General features: G+C 62.8%; 17 protein-coding genes. 12 read left to right on the forward strand and 5 right to left on the reverse strand.

Annotated features, from left to right (window positions below):
- Positions 1-2 precede the first annotated feature (2 nt).
- From gcvP to OGV19_RS18815, 5 genes are all read left to right on the forward strand, one after another.
- Positions 3-2858 (forward strand): aminomethyl-transferring glycine dehydrogenase, encoded by a 2856-nt coding sequence (gene gcvP / locus OGV19_RS18795; protein ID WP_264310125.1) that lies wholly within the window; start codon positions 3-5, stop codon positions 2856-2858.
- Between the two features lie 150 nt (positions 2859-3008).
- Positions 3009-4385: an L-serine ammonia-lyase gene (locus OGV19_RS18800; RefSeq protein ID WP_264310126.1), complete on the forward strand. Its 1377-nt coding sequence runs from the start codon at positions 3009-3011 to the stop codon at positions 4383-4385.
- 27 nt (positions 4386-4412) lie between these two features.
- Positions 4413-5534 carry a glycine cleavage system aminomethyltransferase GcvT gene (gene gcvT, locus OGV19_RS18805; RefSeq protein ID WP_264310127.1) on the forward strand — a complete coding sequence of 374 codons (1122 nt, stop codon included), beginning with the start codon at positions 4413-4415 and terminating at the stop codon, positions 5532-5534.
- A 356-nt stretch (positions 5535-5890) separates the two neighbouring features.
- Positions 5891-6103, forward strand: a complete 213-nt coding sequence (locus OGV19_RS18810) for a cold-shock protein (RefSeq protein ID WP_033701061.1) — start codon at positions 5891-5893, stop codon at positions 6101-6103.
- 96 nt (positions 6104-6199) lie between these two features.
- Positions 6200-6688: an RDD family protein gene (locus OGV19_RS18815; protein ID WP_264310128.1), complete on the forward strand. Its 489-nt coding sequence runs from the start codon at positions 6200-6202 to the stop codon at positions 6686-6688.
- 43 nt (positions 6689-6731) lie between these two features.
- On the opposite strand, the gene lptG is transcribed toward OGV19_RS18815, so the two are convergent.
- Positions 6732-7793, reverse strand: a complete 1062-nt coding sequence (lptG, locus tag OGV19_RS18820) for an LPS export ABC transporter permease LptG (RefSeq protein ID WP_264310129.1) — start codon at positions 7791-7793, stop codon at positions 6732-6734.
- A complete protein-coding gene (gene lptF, locus OGV19_RS18825; protein ID WP_264310130.1) occupies positions 7786-8901 on the reverse strand; it encodes an LPS export ABC transporter permease LptF in 1116 nt (371 codons plus the stop codon). Before lptF ends, lptG begins: the two co-directional genes overlap by 8 nt.
- Before the next feature lie 301 nt (positions 8902-9202).
- On the opposite strand from lptF, the gene OGV19_RS18830 reads away from it, so the two are divergent.
- The 5 genes from OGV19_RS18830 to rlmF all read left to right on the forward strand — a co-directional run bounded on the left by OGV19_RS18830 (position 9203) and on the right by rlmF (position 15713).
- Positions 9203-10696: a leucyl aminopeptidase gene (locus OGV19_RS18830; RefSeq protein ID WP_264310131.1), complete on the forward strand. Its 1494-nt coding sequence runs from the start codon at positions 9203-9205 to the stop codon at positions 10694-10696.
- A 50-nt stretch (positions 10697-10746) separates the two neighbouring features.
- Entirely contained in the window at positions 10747-11175 is a 429-nt protein-coding gene (locus tag OGV19_RS18835; protein ID WP_264310132.1) for a DNA polymerase III subunit chi, read from the forward strand.
- Between the two features lie 5 nt (positions 11176-11180).
- The gene (locus OGV19_RS18840) at positions 11181-11546 is read left to right on the forward strand and encodes a DNA polymerase III subunit chi (RefSeq protein ID WP_264310133.1); all 366 of its coding nucleotides are present in this window, start codon (positions 11181-11183) and stop codon (positions 11544-11546) included.
- A gap of 192 nt (positions 11547-11738) precedes the next feature.
- Complete coding sequence (locus tag OGV19_RS18845) at positions 11739-14585, forward strand: valine--tRNA ligase (protein WP_264310134.1); 2847 nt, start codon at positions 11739-11741, stop codon at positions 14583-14585.
- A 174-nt stretch (positions 14586-14759) separates the two neighbouring features.
- Positions 14760-15713 (forward strand): 23S rRNA (adenine(1618)-N(6))-methyltransferase RlmF, encoded by a 954-nt coding sequence (gene rlmF / locus OGV19_RS18850; RefSeq protein WP_264310135.1) that lies wholly within the window; start codon positions 14760-14762, stop codon positions 15711-15713.
- A gap of 51 nt (positions 15714-15764) precedes the next feature.
- On the opposite strand, the gene OGV19_RS18855 is transcribed toward rlmF, so the two are convergent.
- Positions 15765-16046 (reverse strand): HU family DNA-binding protein, encoded by a 282-nt coding sequence (locus tag OGV19_RS18855; protein WP_264310136.1) that lies wholly within the window; start codon positions 16044-16046, stop codon positions 15765-15767.
- Between the two features lie 394 nt (positions 16047-16440).
- Here OGV19_RS18855 and yejK point away from each other — a divergent pair, with 394 nt between their 5' ends.
- On the forward strand, positions 16441-17448 hold the full coding sequence (gene yejK / locus OGV19_RS18860; protein WP_264310137.1) for a nucleoid-associated protein YejK: 1008 nt from the start codon (positions 16441-16443) through the stop codon (positions 17446-17448).
- A gap of 15 nt (positions 17449-17463) precedes the next feature.
- Here yejK and OGV19_RS18865 read toward each other — a convergent pair whose 3' ends face one another.
- Positions 17464-17766 carry a GIY-YIG nuclease family protein gene (locus OGV19_RS18865; protein WP_413470142.1) on the reverse strand — a complete coding sequence of 101 codons (303 nt, stop codon included), beginning with the start codon at positions 17764-17766 and terminating at the stop codon, positions 17464-17466.
- A gap of 37 nt (positions 17767-17803) precedes the next feature.
- Here OGV19_RS18865 and OGV19_RS18870 point away from each other — a divergent pair, with 37 nt between their 5' ends.
- Complete coding sequence (locus OGV19_RS18870; RefSeq protein WP_264310139.1) at positions 17804-18676, forward strand: hypothetical protein; 873 nt, start codon at positions 17804-17806, stop codon at positions 18674-18676.
- On the opposite strand, the gene OGV19_RS18875 is transcribed toward OGV19_RS18870, so the two are convergent.
- On the reverse strand, positions 18655-19140 hold the full coding sequence (locus tag OGV19_RS18875; protein ID WP_264310140.1) for a nuclear transport factor 2 family protein: 486 nt from the start codon (positions 19138-19140) through the stop codon (positions 18655-18657). The genes OGV19_RS18870 and OGV19_RS18875 overlap by 22 nt on opposite strands.
- Between the last annotated feature and the right edge of the window lie 65 nt (positions 19141-19205).

Here is a 19205-nt window from a genome sequence, read left to right on the forward strand (position 1 = left end):
CCATGACCATCAACCTCGGCACCGCCAACGAATTCATCGCCCGTCACATCGGCCCACGCGCGGCTGACGAACAGGCCATGCTCGCCGCCCTGGGTTTCGATTCCCTGGACGCCATGACCGCTGCGGTCATCCCCGACAGCATCAAGGGCACCAGCGTGCTCGGTGCCGAAGACGGCCAGAGCGAAGCCGACGCCCTCGCTGCGCTGAAAGCCATCGCCGGCACCAATCAGTTGTTCAAGAGCTACATTGGCCAGGGCTACTACAACACCCACACCCCGGCACCGATCCTGCGCAACCTGTTGGAAAACCCGGCCTGGTACACCGCCTACACCCCTTACCAGCCAGAGATTTCCCAAGGCCGTCTGGAAGCACTGCTGAACTTCCAGACCCTGATCAGCGACCTGACCGGCCTGCCGATCGCCAACGCCTCCCTGCTCGACGAAGCCACCGCCGCTGCCGAGGCCATGACCTTCTGCAAGCGCCTGTCGAAGAACAAGGCCAGCCATGCCTTCTTCGCCTCCAGCCATTGCCACCCGCAGACCCTCGACGTGCTGCGCACCCGCGCCGAGCCGCTGGGTATCGACGTCGTGGTCGGCGACGAACGTGAACTGACCGATGTCAGCGCCTTCTTCGGTGCGCTGCTGCAATACCCGGCCAGCAATGGCGAGGTGTTCGACTACCGCGAACTGGTACAGCGCTTCCACGCCGCCAATGCCCTGGTTGCCGTCGCTGCCGACCTGCTGGCCCTGACCCTGCTGACCCCACCGGGCGAGTTCGAGGCCGACGTGGCCATCGGCAGCGCCCAGCGCTTCGGCGTGCCGTTGGGCTTCGGCGGCCCGCATGCGGCCTACTTCGCCACCCGTGACGCGTTCAAGCGCGACATGCCAGGCCGCCTGGTCGGCGTGTCGATCGACCGCTTTGGCAAGACCGCCCTGCGCCTGGCCATGCAAACCCGCGAACAGCACATCCGCCGTGAAAAGGCCACCAGCAACATCTGTACCGCCCAGGTGCTGCTGGCCAACATCGCCAGCATGTTCGCCGTGTACCACGGCCCAGTCGGCCTCAAGCGCATCGCCCAGCGCACCCACGCACTGACCGCTATCCTCGCCGCTGGCCTCAAGGCCATGGGCGTTCAGGTCGTCGGCGACAGCGCGTTCGATACCCTGACCCTGGCGACCGGCGAGGCCACCGCCAGCCTGCATGCCAACGCCCGCGCCCAGCGCATCAACCTGCGCCAGATCGATGCTGGCCATGTTGGCCTGTCGCTCGACGAGACCACCGCCCAGGCTGACGTGGAAGCGCTCTGGCAACTGCTGGCCGGCGACCAGCCGCAACCGGACTTCGCCGCCCTCGCCGCCAGCACTGGCTCGCTGCTGCCAACCGGCCTGCTGCGTCAGTCGGCGATCCTCGAACACCCGGTATTCAACCGCTACCACAGCGAAACCGAGCTGATGCGTTACCTGCGCCGCCTGGCCGACAAGGACCTGGCGCTGGATCGCAGCATGATCCCGCTGGGGTCGTGCACCATGAAGCTCAACGCTGCCAGTGAAATGATCCCGGTCACCTGGGCCGAGTTCGGCAACCTGCACCCGTTTGCCCCGGCCGAACAGAGCCAGGGCTACCTGCAGATGACCACCGAGCTGGAAGCCATGCTGTGCGCCGCCACCGGCTACGACGCGGTATCGCTGCAACCCAACGCCGGCTCCCAAGGCGAGTACGCAGGCCTGCTGGCCATTCGCGCCTACCACCGTAGCCGCGGCGAAGGCCATCGCGATATCTGCCTGATTCCCTCTTCGGCCCACGGCACCAACCCTGCGACCGCGAACATGGCAGGCATGCGCGTGGTCGTCACCGCGTGTGATGCCCGTGGCAACGTCGATGTCGAGGACCTGCGTGCCAAAGCCCTCGAACACCGCGAGCGCCTGGCGGCCATCATGATCACCTACCCGTCGACCCACGGCGTGTTCGAGGAAGCGATCGGCGAAATCTGCGCGATCATCCACGACAACGGCGGCCAGGTTTACATCGACGGCGCTAACATGAACGCCATGGTCGGCCTGTGTGCCCCAGGCAAGTTCGGCGGCGACGTTTCGCACCTGAACCTGCACAAGACCTTCTGCATCCCCCATGGGGGTGGCGGCCCGGGCGTCGGCCCGATCGGCGTCAAGTCGCACCTGGCGCCGTTCCTGCCAGGCCATGCGCAGTTGGAGAACCACCAGGGCGCGGTGTGCGCCGCACCCTTCGGCAGCGCCAGCATCCTGCCGATCACCTGGATGTACATCCGCATGATGGGCGGTGCCGGCCTCAAGCGCGCCTCGCAAATGGCCATCCTCAACGCCAATTACATCGCCCGCCGCCTGGAAGAGCACTATCCTGTTCTATACACCGGTAGCAATGGCCTGGTTGCCCACGAGTGCATCCTCGACCTGCGCCCGCTCAAGGACACCAGCGGCATCAGCGTCGACGATGTGGCCAAGCGCCTGATCGACTTCGGCTTCCACGCCCCGACCATGTCGTTCCCGGTGGCCGGCACGCTGATGATCGAGCCGACCGAAAGCGAGTCCAAGCAAGAGCTGGACCGCTTCTGTGACGCGATGATCCAGATCCGCGAAGAAATTCGCGCCGTCGAAAACGGCAGCCTGGACAAGGACGACAACCCGCTGAAAAACGCACCGCACACGGCAGCGGAGTTGGTGGGCGAATGGGCCCACGGCTACAGCCGTGAGCAGGCGGTGTACCCGCTGCCGAGCCTGGTGGAAAGCAAGTACTGGCCACCCGTCGGCCGCGTCGACAACGTGTTCGGCGACCGTAACCTGGTCTGCGCCTGCCCGTCGATCGAGAGCTACCAGGACGCCTGAGGCGGTCTGTAGAACCCTGGGGCCGCTGCGCGGCCCTTTCGCGACGCAAGGCCGCTCCCACCGGGGCCGCACCGAGTTCCCTTGTGGGAGCGGCCTTGCGTCGCGAAAGGGCTGCGCAGCAGCCCCAACGGTTTAAAAGGAGGAAGCAGCATGTCACTGAGCGTCTTCGACCTGTTCAAGATCGGCATCGGCCCCTCCAGCTCCCACACGGTCGGCCCGATGCGCGCCGCCGCACGTTTTGCCGAAGGCCTGCGCCGCGACGGCCTACTGGCCAGCACGGTCAGCGTCAAGGCCGAGCTGTATGGCTCGCTCGGCGCCACGGGTAAAGGCCACGGCAGCGACAAAGCGGTGTTGCTCGGCCTGGAAGGCGAGCACCCCGACACCGTCGACACCGAAGCCATCCCCGCCCGCCTGCAGGCCATCCGCGACAGCGGCCACCTGCGCCTGCTCGGCGAACACGACATCGTCTTCGTTGAAAAACAGCACCTGGCAATGATTCGCAAGCCACTGGCTTACCACCCCAATGGCATGATCTTCCGCGCCTTCGACCAAGCCGGCCTGCAGATTCGCAGCCGCGAGTACTACTCGGTTGGCGGCGGTTTCGTGGTCGACGAGGACGCTGCCGGCCACGACCGGATCGTCGAGGACAGCACACCGCTCACCTACCCGTTCAAGACCGCCAAGGCACTCCTTGGGCACTGCACCGCGCAGCACCTGTCAGTCAGCCAGGTGATGCTCGCCAACGAGGCGGCCTGGCGCCCAGAGGCCGAGACCCGCGCCGGCCTGCTGCGTATATGGCAGGTGATGCAGGATTGTGTCGAGGCCGGTTACCGCCATGAAGGCATCCTGCCGGGTGGGCTCAAGGTCAAGCGCCGGGCACCGGCATTGTATCGACAGCTCAGCCAACACCCGGAAGCCAGCCTGCGCGATGCCCTGTCGGTGCTCGACTGGGTCAATCTCTATGCATTGGCGGTAAACGAGGAAAACGCCTACGGCGGGCGTGTGGTCACCGCGCCTACCAATGGCGCCGCTGGCATCGTCCCGGCGGTGCTGCACTACTACATGCGCTTTGTACCGGGCGCCAGCGAAGACGGGGTGGTGCGGTTTCTGCTCACGGCGGCGGCAATCGGCATTCTCTACAAGGAAAACGCCTCCATCTCCGGCGCCGAAGTCGGCTGCCAAGGCGAGGTGGGCGTGGCCTGCTCGATGGCTGCCGGCGCCCTGTGCGAAGTCATGGGCGGCACCGTGCAACAGGTGGAGAACGCCGCCGAGATCGGCATGGAACACAACCTGGGCCTGACCTGCGACCCGATCGGCGGGCTGGTCCAGGTACCCTGCATCGAGCGCAACGCCATGGGCTCGGTGAAAGCGATCAACGCCGTGCGCATGGCCCTGCGCGGCGATGGGCAGCACTTTGTGTCGCTCGACAAAGTCATCCGTACCATGCGCCAGACCGGCGCCGACATGAAAAGCAAATACAAGGAGACCGCCCGCGGCGGTCTGGCCGTCAACATCATCGAATGTTGACCCGATAACAACACCAAGGAGTCACCGATGTCCGAAACACTGCTCAAGACCCCGCTGCACGCCCTGCACCTCGAGCTGGGTGCGCGCATGGTGCCATTCGCCGGCTATGACATGCCGGTGCAGTACCCGTTGGGCGTGCTCAAGGAGCACCTGCACACCCGCGAACAGGCTGGCCTGTTCGACGTCTCGCACATGGGCCAGATCATCCTGCGAGGCAGCGACGCTGCCCAGGCGCTGGAAAGCCTGGTGCCGGTGGACATCATCGACTTGCCAGTGGGCATGCAGCGCTATGCCATGTTCACCAACGAGCAGGGCGGCATCCTCGACGACCTGATGGTCGCCAACCTCGGCGATGACGTGCTGTTCCTGGTGGTCAACGCCGCCTGCAAAGACCAGGACCTGGCTCACCTGCAAAAGCACATTGGCAGCCGCTGCGAGATTCAGCCACTGTTCGAAGCCCGCGCCCTGCTGGCCCTGCAAGGCCCGGCGGCGGTCAAGGTGCTGGAACGCCTGGCCCCGGAAGTGGCCGGCATGACCTTCATGCAGTTGCGCCCGGTGACCCTGCTCGGTGAAGAGTGCTACGTCAGCCGTTCGGGTTACACCGGTGAAGACGGCTATGAAATTTCCGTGCCGGCCAACGCTGCCGACACCCTGGCCCGCCGCCTGCTGGCAGAGCCCGAAGTGCAACCGATCGGCCTGGGTGCCCGCGACTCGCTGCGCCTGGAAGCCGGCTTGTGCCTGTATGGCCACGACATGGACACCGAGACCACGCCGATCCAGGCCAGCCTGCTCTGGGCCATCTCCAAAGTGCGCCGCGCCGACGGTGAACGCGCTGGCGGCTTCCCAGGTGCTGACATCATCTTTGGCCAGCAACAGCAAGGTGTTAAACGCAAGCGCGTCGGCTTGCTGCCACAAGAGCGCACACCTGTACGAGAAGGCGCAGAGATTGTCGATGCATCCGATAACCCTGTGGGCAAAGTCTGCAGTGGTGGCTTTGGCCCAACACTTGGCGCACCGGTTGCAATGGGTTATGTCGATATCGAACATGGCGCGCTAGACACACCACTGTTTGCATTGGTGCGCGGCAAGAAGGTTGCCTTGAAAGTCAGCAAAATGCCTTTCGTGGCACAGCGTTACTATCGCGGCTGAATGCATGACATGAAGTGTGCGAACAGCTTTGCCATATTCGATTTCGAACCTGTGTAATAACGAATGAACATGGCGCCAGCCCAGGCGCCATGCCGTTTAAGACAAACCGTTCGGCTATCGGCGAAAGGCCTGTTTTCCATACGACCAAGGGCTTGTTTTTCGCGCTGGAGTTGGCGTAGAGTCACTGCACTGTGTTTGCATGGGTCGCAACAGTTCGTGACCTGGGCCAGTAGCCGCGATCTGCTACAACCCGTTCGACGTCTCTTACTTTCCAGCAACCCAGCCCAGTAAGCTTTCACCCAATACAATGTGAAAGTAACTGTTATCAAATTAATAGATTCATAGGAAATAAGAAAATGGCACAGCGTCAGAACGGTACCGTCAAGTGGTTCAATGACGAAAAAGGTTACGGCTTCATCACCCCAGAGAGCGGTCCGGATCTGTTCGTACACTTCCGTGCCATTCAGGGCAACGGCTTCAAAAGCCTGAAAGAAGGCCAGAAGGTTACCTTCGTAGCCGTTCAAGGCCAAAAAGGCATGCAGGCTGACGAAGTACAGCCAGAAGCCTGATAATCCATAAAAAAGAGCCCCTGCGTTGACGCGCAGGGGCTTTTTTTTGCCTGCAGTTCCCTAAAATGAGCCTTTGCCATCTGGAGCTGCAGCGTAATGTCCAAGCCCCCCCTCATGCCTCAGGGTAACTTCCCACCTGCTGGACTAGGCCGCCGGCTGGCGGCGATGTTCTATGACTTCCTGCTGTGCACCGCGCTGCTGATCGTGACGGCCGGCGCTTACAAGATGATCCAGATGGCGATCATCGGCGAGGCCCGCATGCGTACGCTGACCGATGCCGGGGCACTCGATGGCGACCCGTTGCTGTCGACGATCCTGCTGTTTGCGCTGTTCGGTTTTTTTGCCAAGTTCTGGACCCACGGCGGGCAGACCCTGGGCATGCAGGTGTGGGGCCTGCGGGTGCAGAACGCCGATGGCAGTGCCATCAGCCTGTGGCAGGCGCTGTTGCGCTTCGTGGTCTCGATCGCTTCGTGGCTATGCCTGGGGCTGGGGTTTTTCTGGGCGTTGATCGACAAGCGCAAACGCGGCTGGCATGACATCTATTCCGAGACACAGCTGGTGCGGGTGCCGAAGCAGAAGAAATAAAAAAGCCGACCCTGGGGTCGGCTTTTGTACATCGCTCAGGCCATCAACCTGCCCGGCGCAATAACCACAACCCTGCCAACGCACATATCGCAGCCGGTATCACCACGGCCAGCAGCGGCGGGAAGCCGAACACCTGGCTCGAAGGGCCAAGCAAGTCCTGGGCGATGCGGAACACGAAGCCCACCAGCACACCGGTGAATACCCGCTGGCCCAGGGTCACCGAGCGCAACGGGCCGAAGATGAAGGAAATCGCCATCAACACCAGCGCCGCGGTCACCGCAGGCTGCAGCACCTTGGTCCAGAACGCCAGCCAGTAGCGGGCATTGTTCAAGCCCTGGTCGGACAAGTAGTGGATGTAATCCCACAGCCCGGTGATGGACAGCGATTCCGGCGCCAGGATTACCGTGTTGAGCAGTTGCGGGGTGACCGAAACGTCCCAACGTTCTTCTGGTGTTTTCACCACTTCGGTGTGGTCGCCACGGAAATACGTGGTGCGCACATCGCTGAGCATCCAATGGTCGTCATTGTACTGCGCCCGGCGGGCGAAGCTGGAGGTGACGATCTTGCGTTCGCTGTCGAAGCGATAGCGGGTCACACCCAGCAACAGGCCATTAGGCTGCACGGCGTTGATGTGCACGAACTCTTCGCCCTGGCGGTGCCACATACCGCGTTTGGAGCTCTGCGCCTCACCACCACCCTGGGCCAGGGAACGGTCCGCCTGGGCTTTGTTTTCGGTGACCGGGGCCACGTACTCGCCAATCAGCACACCCACCAGCATCAGCACCAGCATCGGTTTCATGACCGCCCAGACGATGCGCCCGATGGAAACCCCCGCCGCACGCATGATGGTCAGTTCACTGCTGCTGGCCAGGCTGCCAAGGCCGATCAGGCAGCCAATCAGTGCCGCCATTGGCAACATGTCGTACAGACGGCGCGGCGCGGTGAGCAGCGTGAACCAGCCAGCGTCCATTACCGTGTAGGTGTCGCTCAGGTCGCTCATCTCATCGATGAAGGCGAACAACGAAGCCAGACCGAGGATGATCCCCAGCACGGCCAGAATGGCCATCAGCACACTCATGCCGATGTAACGATCCAGCTTAACCATGGGCCACCTCCGCACGACGTGCGGCACGCTTGAGGCGCATCGGCTCCCAATACATCAGCCCAAGGCCGATCAGCAGGAACAGGCCATGTACCCACCACATGCCCAGGGCGATCGGCAATTTGCCCTTCTCGAGGGCGCCGCGTACGGAAATCAGCATTGTCAGGTAGGCCATGTACAGAAGAATCGCCGGCAGCAATTTGAGGAAGCGGCCCTGGCGTGGGTTGACCCGGGACAGCGGCACCGCCAGCAGGGTCACGACGAAGACCAGAATCGGCAACGACAAGCGCCATTGCAGCTCGGCACGTTCACGCAAGCCCTTCTTGCCGATCAGTTGCGAGGTGGGGATGGCTTCGCGATCGGTCACTTCCTCGCTGACTTCAGGCTTGGGCAGCAGTACACCGTAGGTGTCGTACTTGATCGCGCGGTAATCGGCCTGGCCTGGGTTGCCGTCGTAGCGGTAGCCGTTTTCGAGAATCAGGTAGCGGTTGCCGTCGGCCTGGATTTCCTGGTGGCCCTTTTCGGCGACCAGCACGGAGGGTGCCCGGTCCTTGGTCTTGTCTTGGTTGAAGCGTTTTTCGGAGATGAACACCCCGCCCAGGTTGATGCGATCGTCCGACAGCTCTTCGGTGTAGGTCACCCGCGAGCCATCACGCAGGGTCTGGAAGCGCCCTGGCACCAGGGTATCGAACTCGGTCAGGGCATCCTGCTGGCTGATGATCTGCTGCACCTGAGCCACGCCCAGGGGCGCCAGGCTCAGGCTCAGCCAAGCCACCAGCAAGGCCACCAGGGCAGCCGGCGCCATGGTCATGCCAAGCAGGCGCTGCTGGCTCATGCCCGTGGCCGAAAGCACGGTCATCTCGCTTTCAAGGTACAAACGGCCATACGCCAGGAGAATGCCGAGAAACAGCCCCAACGGCAGGATCAGTTGCAGAAAGCCTGGCAGGCGAAAGCCCATGATCAGGAACAGCACGCTCGGGTCGAGCACGCCCTGGGCGGCCTGGGCCAGGTACTTGATGAAGCGCCCGCTCATGATGATCACCAGCAGCACTGCGCTGACGGCGCTCAAGGTCACCAGGACCTCGCGGGAGAGATAACGAAAGACGATCAAACCAGACACTCCTGGGTTGTCAGGGCGGACTGCCAAACATTGGCGCCAAACAATGACTTAGTACAGCCAAGACCAATGTCGGTTCGCCATAGGCGAACCTCCATGTAAAGTGCGCGCATTATCCTGTGATTGACCGCCCCTGTCACTTGGCCGCGCATGAAGCCGCAAAACAGGGTTGTCAGCAGGCTTGACGCAGGCTCAAACTGGCAGCTTTTCCACGGGTACGCGACCACGCGGCCTGGCCCGCCCAGAGCGCTGGAACACAAAGCGCCAACTGTATTGATCATTCGGGGACCCTGACATGGAACTGGTTGTAAAAAGCGTAGCTGCTGCATCCGTAAAAACCGCCACGCTGGTGGTACCGGTTGGTGAAGGCCGCAAGCTCGGCGCTGTTGCCAAGGCCGTCGACCAAGCCTGCGAGGGGGCCATCAGCGCCGTGCTCAAGCGTGGCGACCTGGCCGGCAAGCCAGGGCAAACCCTGCTGCTGCAAAGCCTGCCTGGCCTCAAGGCCGAGCGTGTGTTGCTGGTCGGCAGCGGCAAGGACGAAGCCCTGGACGATCGCGCCTGGCGCAAACTGGTCGCCAGCGTCGCTGCCGTACTCAAAGGCCTCAACGGTGGTGATGCGGTGCTGGCCCTGGACGACATCGCCGTCAGCAACCGCGACGCCCACTACGGTAAGTACCGCCTGCTGGCCGAGACCCTACTCGACGGCGAATACGCGTTCGACCGTTTCAAAAGCCAGAAAGCCGAGCCGCGCGCCCTGAAAAAGGTCACCCTGCTGGCCGACAAGGCCGGCCTGGCCGAAGTCGAGCGCGCGGTCAAGCACGCCAACGCCATCGCCACCGGCATGGCCTTCACCCGCGACCTGGGCAACCTGCCGCCAAACCTGTGCCACCCAAGCTTCCTCGCCGAGCAGGCCAAGGAGCTGGGCAAAGCGCACAAAGGCCTCAAGGTTGAAGTGCTCGACGAGAAAAAGATCAAGGACCTGGGCATGGGCGCGTTCTACGCCGTGGGCCAGGGCAGCGACCAGCCGCCACGTCTGATCGTGCTCAACTACCAGGGCGCCAAGAAGGCCGACAAACCGTTCGTGCTGGTGGGCAAGGGCATCACCTTCGACACCGGCGGCATCAGCCTCAAGCCAGGCGCCGGCATGGACGAAATGAAGTACGACATGTGTGGCGCCGCCAGCGTGTTCGGCACCTTGCGTGCGGTACTCGAACTGCAGCTGCCGATCAACCTGGTGTGCCTGCTGGCCTGCGCCGAGAACATGCCGAGCGGCGGTGCTACCCGCCCTGGTGACATCGTCACCACCATGAGCGGCCAGACCGTCGAAATCCTCAACACCGATGCCGAAGGCCGTCTGGTGCTGTGCGATACCCTGACCTACGCCGAACGCTTCAAGCCCCAGGCAGTGATCGACATCGCTACCCTGACCGGCGCCTGCATCGTTGCCCTGGGCAGCCACACTTCGGGCCTGATGGGCAACAACGACGACCTGGTCGGCCAATTGCTCGATGCCGGTAAACGCGCCGACGACCGCGCCTGGCAGCTGCCGCTGTTCGACGAATACCAGGAGCAACTGGACAGCCCGTTCGCCGACATGGGCAACATCGGTGGGCCGAAGGCCGGCACCATCACCGCAGGCTGCTTCTTGTCGCGCTTCGCCAAGGCCTACAACTGGGCGCACATGGACATCGCCGGCACGGCCTGGATCAGCGGTGGCAAGGACAAGGGGGCCACTGGCCGCCCGGTCCCGCTGCTGACCCAGTACCTGCTGGACCGCGCTGGCGCCTGATGCCGTGAGACCGGTGGCGCCTTGTGCGCCACCGGCCGGCAGACACCACCATGAGCAAAGTCGATTTCTACATCCTGCCCACCGATTCCTTGTCGGCGCGGCTCGATTTCGCCTGCAAGCTGTGCGACAAAGCCTGGCGCCTTGGCCACCGGGTCTACCTGCACTGCCAGGACGCCGAGCAACGCAGCGAACTGGACCAACGTCTATGGCGCTTCAAGGGCGAGGCGTTCGTGCCCCATGACCTCGCGGAGTTGCACGCTGATGCCACCGTGGCACTGGGCATCGCCGAGGATGCCGGCCTTCACCGCGACCTGCTGATCAACCTGGGCGCTGGCGTACCCGCGTTCGTCGGCCAGTTCGAACGGGTTGCCGAAATCGTCGTCGAGGAACCGAGCATCCGCCAATCGGCCCGTGAGCGGTTCCGTTTCTACCGCGAACAGGGCTATGCTCTGCAAGACCACCGCTTACAGCGACTTTGACGACGATGGACAAGCCCTCCCCTTTGCCCGACTCCGCCCACCTGCTCGATGACCTCGAGTCGATCCGCCAACTGCTGGGCGATGCCGACCTGCAACCGCCGCTGCTGACCGAGACCGTCGAGCAGATCCCGTTATTGCTGGATGAGCCAGGTGGTAACGCCGCGCCTGCCGTCGAGCCAGCAGCCAGCGAACCCGAGGAAGATTCGCAAACCCGCCGCCAGGACACCCTGCTGCACCTGGAAAGCGAGCTGCGCGCAGCGGCGCAGGCGATCATGCAAGACGTGATCAATGACTTCACGCCGCACATCGAGAACGAAATCAAGCGTCGGCTGGATGCGCGTATCGAGCGGCTGATCAAGCGCGCCGAGTAGAAGCCTACCTCCAAGTCGCCTGCTTCGCGGGCAAGCCCGCTCCCACAGGTACTGTGCTTACCCTGTGGGAGCGGGCTTGCCCGCGAAGCAGGCGACACTGTTCCGACAGTTGTCAGCAGCTTGTCGCCTGCGGCCCCCACCTTGGTTATACTGCCCGGCTTTCCCGAATAAATGCACAGGGTCCCGCCGCGCATGGATAAGACCTACCAGCCGCACGCCATCGAAACCTCCTGGTACAACACCTGGGAGTCCGAGAACTATTTCGCCCCACAAGGTGCAGGCGAGTCCTACACCATCATGATCCCGCCGCCGAACGTGACCGGCAGCCTGCACATGGGCCACGGGTTCAACAACGCGATCATGGACGCCCTGATCCGCTTCCGCCGCATGCAGGGTCGCGACACCCTGTGGCAACCGGGCACCGACCACGCGGGCATCGCCACGCAAATGCTGGTCGAGCGTCAGCTCGAAGCCAAAGGCCAGAACCGCCATGACCTGGGTCGCGAACAGTTCCTGGAAAAAGTCTGGGAGTGGAAGGACCAGTCCGGTGGCAACATCAGCCGTCAGATCCGCCGCCTCGGCTCGTCGGTCGACTGGAGCCGCGAACGCTTCACCATGGACGACGGCCTGTCCGAGGCGGTCAAGGAAGCCTTCGTGCGCCTGCACGAGGATGGCCTGATCTACCGTGGCAAGCGCCTGGTCAACTGGGACACCAAGCTGCACACGGCCATCTCTGACCTCGAAGTGGAAAACCACGACGAGAAGGGCCACCTGTGGAACCTGCGTTATCCGCTGGCCGACGGCGCCAAGACCGCCGAAGGCAAGGACTACCTGGTGGTTGCCACCACGCGTCCGGAAACCCTGCTGGGTGACGCTGCCGTCGCGGTCAACCCAACCGACGAACGCTACCAGGCCCTGATCGGCAAGTTCGTCGAGCTGCCGCTGGTCGGCCGCCGTATCCCGATCATCGCCGACGACTATTGCGACCCGGAATTCGGCACCGGCTGCGTGAAGATCACCCCAGCTCACGACTTCAACGACTACGAAGTCGGCAAGCGCCACAACCTGCCGCTGCTGAACATCTTCGACAAGAACGCGATGGTGCTGGCCAATGCCCAGGCCTTCAACCTCGACGGCAGCGTCAACGAGCAGGTCGATACCACCCTGCCCGCCCAGTACGCCACCCTCGACCGTTTTGTCGCGCGCAAGCAGATCGTCGCCGACCTGGACGCCCAAGGCCTGCTGGTCAGCATCGACGACCACGCCCTGAAAGTGCCGAAGGGCGACCGTTCGGGCACCGTCATCGAGCCGTGGCTGACCGACCAGTGGTACGTTTCCACCAAGCCGCTGGCAGAGCCTGCCATCGCCGCCGTGGAAGATGGCCGTATCCAGTTCGTGCCCAAGCAGTACGAGAACATGTATTTCTCCTGGATGCGCGACATCCAGGACTGGTGCATCAGCCGCCAGCTGTGGTGGGGCCACCGTATTCCGGCATGGTACGACGAGGCCGGCCAGGTCTATGTCGGCCGTGACGAGGCCGAAGTACGCACCAAGCACAACCTGGGTGCCGACGTCACTCTGCGCCAGGACGACGACGTACTCGACACCTGGTTCAGCTCGGGCCTGTGGACCTTCTCCACGCTGGGCTGGCCGGAACAGACCGAGTTCCTCAAGAAGTTCCACTCCACCGATGTGCTGGTCACCGGCTTTGACATCATCTTCTTCTGGGTTGCGCGCATGATCATGCTGACCATGCACCTGATCAAGAACGAGGACGGCACGCCGCAGGTTCCGTTCAAGACCGTGTACGTGCACGGCTTGGTGCGCGATGGCCAGGGCCAGAAAATGTCCAAGTCCAAGGGCAACGTCCTGGACCCGCTGGACATCGTCGACGGCATCACCCTCGACGCCCTGCTGGAAAAACGCACCAGCGGCATGATGCAGCCAAAGCTTGCCGAGAAGATCGCCAAGCAGACCAAGGCCGAGTTCCCGGACGGCATCGCCAGCTACGGCACCGACGCCCTGCGCTTCACCTTCTGCTCGCTGGCCTCCACCGGCCGTGACATCAAGTTCGACATGGGCCGCGTCGAAGGCTACCGCAACTTCTGCAACAAGATCTGGAACGCCGCCCGCTACGTGCTGGACAAGGGCGAGGACTGCGGCCAGAACGGCGAGGCCTGCGAGCTTTCGCTGGCAGACCGCTGGATCATCTCGCAGCTGCAGCGTACCGAAGCCGAAGTGACCCGCCAGCTGGAGCAGTTCCGCTTCGACCTGGCCAGCCAGGCCCTGTACGAGTTCATCTGGAACCAGTACTGCGACTGGTACCTGGAACTGTCCAAACCCGTACTGTGGGACGAGAACGCCCCGGTCGAGCGCGCCCGTGGCACCCGCCGCACCCTGGTGCGCGTGCTGGAAGTGGCCCTGCGCCTGGCGCATCCGTTCATGCCGTTCATCACTGAAGAAATCTGGCAGCGCATCGCGCCGCTGGCTGGCATTCAGGGCAAGACCATCATGCTGCAGCCGTGGCCGGTGGCCAATGAAAGCCGCATCGATGCTGCTGCCGAAGGCGACATCGAGTGGCTCAAGGAGCTGATGGTCGGCCTGCGCAACATCCGCGCCGAGATGAACATCGGCCCGGGCAAGCCGCTGCCATTGTTCCTGAAAAACGCCAATGCCGATGACCAGCGCCGCCTGCAGGAAAACGAAGCCCTGCTGAAGAAACTGGCCAAGGTCGAGTCGTTCACCGTGCTCGGCGATGCCGACGAAGCGCCGCTGTCGGCCACCGCACTGGTGGGCGATCTGCAGGTACTGGTGCCGATGGCAGGCCTGATCGACAAAGACGCCGAGCTGGCTCGCCTGAACAAGGAAATCCAGCGTCTGCAAGGTGAAGTCCAGCGCGTGGGCGGCAAGCTGTCCAACGCCGCCTTCGTCGACAAGGCACCGCCTGCGGTGATCGAGAAAGAACGCGCCAAGCTGGCCGAGTCCGAACAGGCCCTGGCCAACTTCACCGAGCAGCATGCGCGGATTGCAGCGCTGTAACCTGACAATGCTGACCTGACCAGCGAGGGCCTCGCCCTCGTTCGCGGCACAAGGCCGCTCCCACAGGAATTGGGCTGCCTTCAAGGAGCCCCACTATCCTGTGGGAGCGGCCTTGTGCCGCGAATGGGCCGCACAGCGGCCCCCTGGCCAGCACATGCAGCACCGGACCCGAGCATGACCCAAAACAAACCCACCCTGCACCCGCGCAACCGCCACCAGGGTCGCTACGACTTCCCCAGCCTGATCAAGGCGCACCCCGACCTGGCCCGCTTCACCATCACCAACCCGCACGGTAAACCCAGCATCGACTTCGCCAACCCCGAGGCCGTTCGGGTGTTCAACCGCGCCCTGCTCAAGGCCCAGTACGGCATCCAGCACTGGGACATCCCCGCCGACTACCTGTGCCCGCCCATCCCCGGACGCGCCGACTACATCCATGTGCTCGCCGACCTACTGGGCGAAGACAATGCCGGCGAGATCCCCAAGGGCGCCCAGGTGCGTGCACTGGACATCGGCGTGGGTGCCAACTGCATCTACCCGCTGATCGGCTACAGCGACTACCGCTGGCGTTTCCTGGGCTCGGACATCGACCCTGTGGCACTGGCCTCGGCCAAGGCCATCGTCCAGGCCAACGGCCTGAACAAAGCCATCACCCTGCGCCAACAGGCCAACCGCACGCACATTCTCAGCGGCCTGCTGCAGGCAGACGAGCGCTTCGACCTGACCCTGTGCAACCCGCCCTTCCATGCCTCACGCGAGGAAGCCACCCGCGGCAGCCAGCGCAAATGGAAAAACCTGGGCAAGCAGGACCCCAAGCGCAAACTGCCCGTGCTCAATTTTGGTGGCCAGAACAACGAACTGTGGTGTGAGGGCGGCGAGATCCGCTTCGTGACCCAACTGGTCGGGGAAAGCGCGCAGTACGCCGAAAGCGTGCTGTGGTTCACCAGCCTGGTGTCAAAGGCCAGCAACCTGCCAGGCATCGAGGCTGCGCTGAAAAAAGCGGGCGCCAAGGCCGTGCGCATTATCGAAATGGGCCAAGGGCAGAAGCAGAGCCGCATGATCGCCTGGAGCTTCCAGGACGACACCGCGCGCCAGGCCTGGCACGCGCGACGTAAAACCCAAGGCTGAAAAAAACCGCGCCCGGGCAAGCCGGGCGCGGTTTCGTCAACGCTTCAACAATTACTTGTTGATGGCGTCGGTCAGCACTTTGGCTGGAACGAACTTGACGACTTTCTTGGCAGCGATTTCGATGGCAGCGCCAGTCGAAGGGTTGCGGCCGGTGCGGGCAGGACGCTCGGTGACTTTCAGCTTGCCGATGCCTGGCAGGGTGATTTCAGCGCCGTTTTCCAGTTGGTCAGCAACGATCTGGCCCAGTTGCTCCAGTGCGTTACGCGCGGTGGTTTTCGGTGCGTCGATAGCTTCGGCGATGTCGGCAATCAGTTGGTCTTTGGTCAATGCCATGGTGATGTTCCTTCCCTATCAAATTCAGTGGTTATGCAGCGAGCTACGACGTTATCGGGCCAGCCCCTGAATTTTGGAGGGCCGCGCCAATCGCGTATGTAGATACGTAAATCGGCGTTTGGTTCGACACGACGTTAGCGTGCTGCCAGCAATGCGCCACGCAAGGGGCGCAAGACCGCGCAAAGCTACCACAGGAATGGATAAATATCCGCTGCGCACTTCGATTTAATGCAGGTTTTTCGGGGGTTTTAGCTTAAAACGCACAAATCTGAACAAAAAACGAACAACCGGCATTTCTGCCAACATCCGGCCACTGCATCGCCTTGTCTCTGGGGTAAACTGGACGACTTTTGCAGCGGCGGCCGTGCACCGCCCCAGACTCGCCGAGGACTTCATGCCAATCCGTCACTGTATCGTTCACCTGATCGACAAGAAGCCCGATGGCAGCCCCGCCGTGCTGCATGCACGTGATACCGAGCTCGGCGCATCCGATGCCATCGAAAACCTGCTGGCCGACCTCAACGACAGCTACAACGCCAAGCAAGGCAAGGCCTGGGGCTTCTTCCATGGCGAATCGGGCGCCTACCCCCTGAGTGGCTGGCTGAAGCAATACCTGGAAGCGGAAAAGGACTTCGCCGCGTTCAGCCGCACTGCCGTCGAACACCTGCAAAAGCTGATGGAAGAGTCCAACCTCTCCACCGGCGGCCACATTCTGTTTGCCCATTACCAGCAAGGCATGACCGACTACCTGGCGATCGCCCTGCTGCACCACAGTGAAGGCGTGGCGGTGAACGCCGATCTGGACGTGACGCCATCGCGCCATCTGGACCTCGGCCAACTGCACCTGGCTGCGCGCATCAACTTGTCCGAATGGAAGAACAACCAGAACTCCAAGCAGTACATCTCGTTCATCAAGGGCAAGAACGGCAAGAAGGTCTCCGACTACTTCCGTGATTTCATCGGTTGCCAGGAGGGCGTCGACGGCCCCGGGGAAACCCGCACCCTGCTCAAGGCCTTCAGCGACTTCGTCGAGAGCGAAGACCTGCCCGAGGCATCGGCACGCGAGAAGACTCAGACCCTGGTCGACTACGCCACCACCCAGACCAAGCTGGGCGAGCCGGTTACCCTCGAAGAGCTGTCCAGCCTGATCGATGAGGACCGCCCGAAGGCGTTCTACGATCACATCCGCAACAAGGACTACGGCCTGTCGCCGGAGATCCCAGCGGACAAACGCACCCTCAACCAGTTCCGCCGCTTCACGGGCCGCGCCGAGGGGCTGTCGATCAGCTTCGAGGCACACCTGCTGGGCGACAAGGTGGAGTATGACGAGGTGGCGGGCACCTTGATCATCAAAGGGCTGCCGACGCAATTGATCGATCAGCTGAAGCGGCGCAAGGACTGATACCGCCAGTGCGGCCTAGGGGTTGTTGAACGAGGCCACCAGCGCCTCCTTGGCCGATTTCCGCAGCCGCTTTACCAGCCGCTCCTGGCGCAGCGCTTCGCCTTTGTCGGGCCATTGCTCGACATACACCAGCGCCTGCGCCGGGCTGGTCTTGAAATAGCGCGCGCCCTGCCCCTTCTGATGCACCAGAAAACGCCGCTGCGGGTCATCACTGATCCCGCAGTACAGCGACCCGTTGGCCGCCCGTACCAGGTAGACATACCAGGGTTTCACTGCCTGATCCGGCACTGCTTCACTCACGACGCCTGCTCTTTCCATCATTAAGTTGGTGAGCCCACTCATTGAGGGCTTCATCATGTTCAATAAACTGAGCGGTACCCTGCTCTATGCAACGCTACTGACAACCGCATTCAACGCCCACGGTTCGATTGGCGCACAAACCGCCGATCAAATGCAGAGGAACTACGATGCCACCCCCGCGTACTGCAAAGGCAATGCGGTACCTGCCCACGCCTGCTCGGGCGTGCTGATCAGGTCAACCAAGCCTTCACCGCATTATCACACCTGGCATCATAGCCAGAACAGCAAGGACAAGGGCGGCGTATCGTTCTCCTACCTGCGCGCCGACATTCCCACGACCCGCCTGGCAGCCGATGCCCGCAGTGGCTTCACGCTGTTCCCCCTGCTGCAACGGCCCAAAGATTCGCTGCGTTACGAGATGCTGTGCGCCTGGCCCACCGACGGCGATACCTGGGAGCGCGATGCCCGAGGTTGTGGCGACAATCGGCAGACTGCCGAAACCGAAGCTGCTTGCCATGCGCAAGGTATCCATACCGCCGAGCAATGGATGGAGCAATACAGGCAAAGCGGTGATTACAAGCGCCAATGCGCCTTTGATATCCGCCGCGCGCGCGTTCCCGAACGCGCCGAGGCGTTCCACCAGAGCGTGCGGGCAAAGCAGCTGTACGCCTCCGAACTGCCATTCCCTTGGAACGAAGTGGTGATCGGCGCATGGAATGAGGCAGACGCGGCTAGCCTGCCGATCCAGTCGTTCTTCCATATCGAAGGCGAATACGGCGCCTTGCAGCAGGCGCAGGCCGACCAGCAAGACTGGAACACGACCAACGGCACCTTCATACCCGTGATCCGTGTCCGCCTACCGCGCACCCTCGAAGAACGTGCAACGTTCAGCTACCACGACAGCGATCAGGCCGTGGCATTGCCTTGACTGTGCTGGTACGCCCGCAGGCCCTTGAATGCCTGCTGGCGTACCTTGTTCTGAATCAACGGCGACCAGCCCAGGAGCACCCCGGGCGCGCCGAGGGCCTGGCGCGACCAGCGCCACAGGTCAAAGCTGTCGTCATGCTGGCAGATCAAGCCATCGCGGATGACGAAACGTGCCTGGATGTCGTTGACCACGGTACGGCCAGTCTGGCTGAACAGGTAGGACGCGACCCAGTGCGCGCTGCCTCCGCGTTCGTCCGCACGCACGTTGTCGAAGGTCAGAGTGAAGTCTTTGGCGCGCGTGGTGAGCATCCGCCACATGTCGCCCGCATCCTTGCCGCGCAGGGTGCCGAAAACCGGGTCGCTGAAGACGATGTCGGCGCTGTAACAGGCCACCATGGCCTCGGCATCCAGCCGCTGGAAGGCCTGGTAGAAGCGGGTGATCAGGTCGCGGTTGGCGTCGCTCATGGGGGCAGGTCCATCCTGGGAGTCGAAAGGTGCACGATAATCTGCTCGATGCACTTGCGCCAGTG

The sequence above is a fragment of the Pseudomonas putida genome (genome assembly GCF_025905425.1).
GTDB classification, from domain to species: domain Bacteria; phylum Pseudomonadota; class Gammaproteobacteria; order Pseudomonadales; family Pseudomonadaceae; genus Aquipseudomonas; species Aquipseudomonas putida_AF.

Coding starts and splice junctions, on each gene's coding strand:
- OGV19_RS18865 (WP_413470142.1), bottom strand. CDS start 17,766: ATGGAAAGAGCAGGCGTCGTGAGTGAAGCAGTGCCGGATCAGGCAGTG.
- OGV19_RS18870 (WP_264310139.1), top strand. CDS start 17,804: ATGTTCAATAAACTGAGCGGTACCCTGCTCTATGCAACGCTACTGACA.
- OGV19_RS18810 (WP_033701061.1), top strand. CDS start 5,891: ATGGCACAGCGTCAGAACGGTACCGTCAAGTGGTTCAATGACGAAAAA.
- gcvP (WP_264310125.1), top strand. CDS start 3: ATGACCATCAACCTCGGCACCGCCAACGAATTCATCGCCCGTCACATC.
- OGV19_RS18840 (WP_264310133.1), top strand. CDS start 11,181: ATGGACAAGCCCTCCCCTTTGCCCGACTCCGCCCACCTGCTCGATGAC.
- OGV19_RS18875 (WP_264310140.1), bottom strand. CDS start 19,140: ATGAGCGACGCCAACCGCGACCTGATCACCCGCTTCTACCAGGCCTTC.
- lptG (WP_264310129.1), bottom strand. CDS start 7,793: ATGGTTAAGCTGGATCGTTACATCGGCATGAGTGTGCTGATGGCCATT.
- OGV19_RS18855 (WP_264310136.1), bottom strand. CDS start 16,046: ATGGCATTGACCAAAGACCAACTGATTGCCGACATCGCCGAAGCTATC.
- OGV19_RS18815 (WP_264310128.1), top strand. CDS start 6,200: ATGTCCAAGCCCCCCCTCATGCCTCAGGGTAACTTCCCACCTGCTGGA.
- OGV19_RS18800 (WP_264310126.1), top strand. CDS start 3,009: ATGTCACTGAGCGTCTTCGACCTGTTCAAGATCGGCATCGGCCCCTCC.
- OGV19_RS18845 (WP_264310134.1), top strand. CDS start 11,739: ATGGATAAGACCTACCAGCCGCACGCCATCGAAACCTCCTGGTACAAC.
- rlmF (WP_264310135.1), top strand. CDS start 14,760: ATGACCCAAAACAAACCCACCCTGCACCCGCGCAACCGCCACCAGGGT.
- yejK (WP_264310137.1), top strand. CDS start 16,441: ATGCCAATCCGTCACTGTATCGTTCACCTGATCGACAAGAAGCCCGAT.
- gcvT (WP_264310127.1), top strand. CDS start 4,413: ATGTCCGAAACACTGCTCAAGACCCCGCTGCACGCCCTGCACCTCGAG.
- OGV19_RS18830 (WP_264310131.1), top strand. CDS start 9,203: ATGGAACTGGTTGTAAAAAGCGTAGCTGCTGCATCCGTAAAAACCGCC.
- OGV19_RS18835 (WP_264310132.1), top strand. CDS start 10,747: ATGAGCAAAGTCGATTTCTACATCCTGCCCACCGATTCCTTGTCGGCG.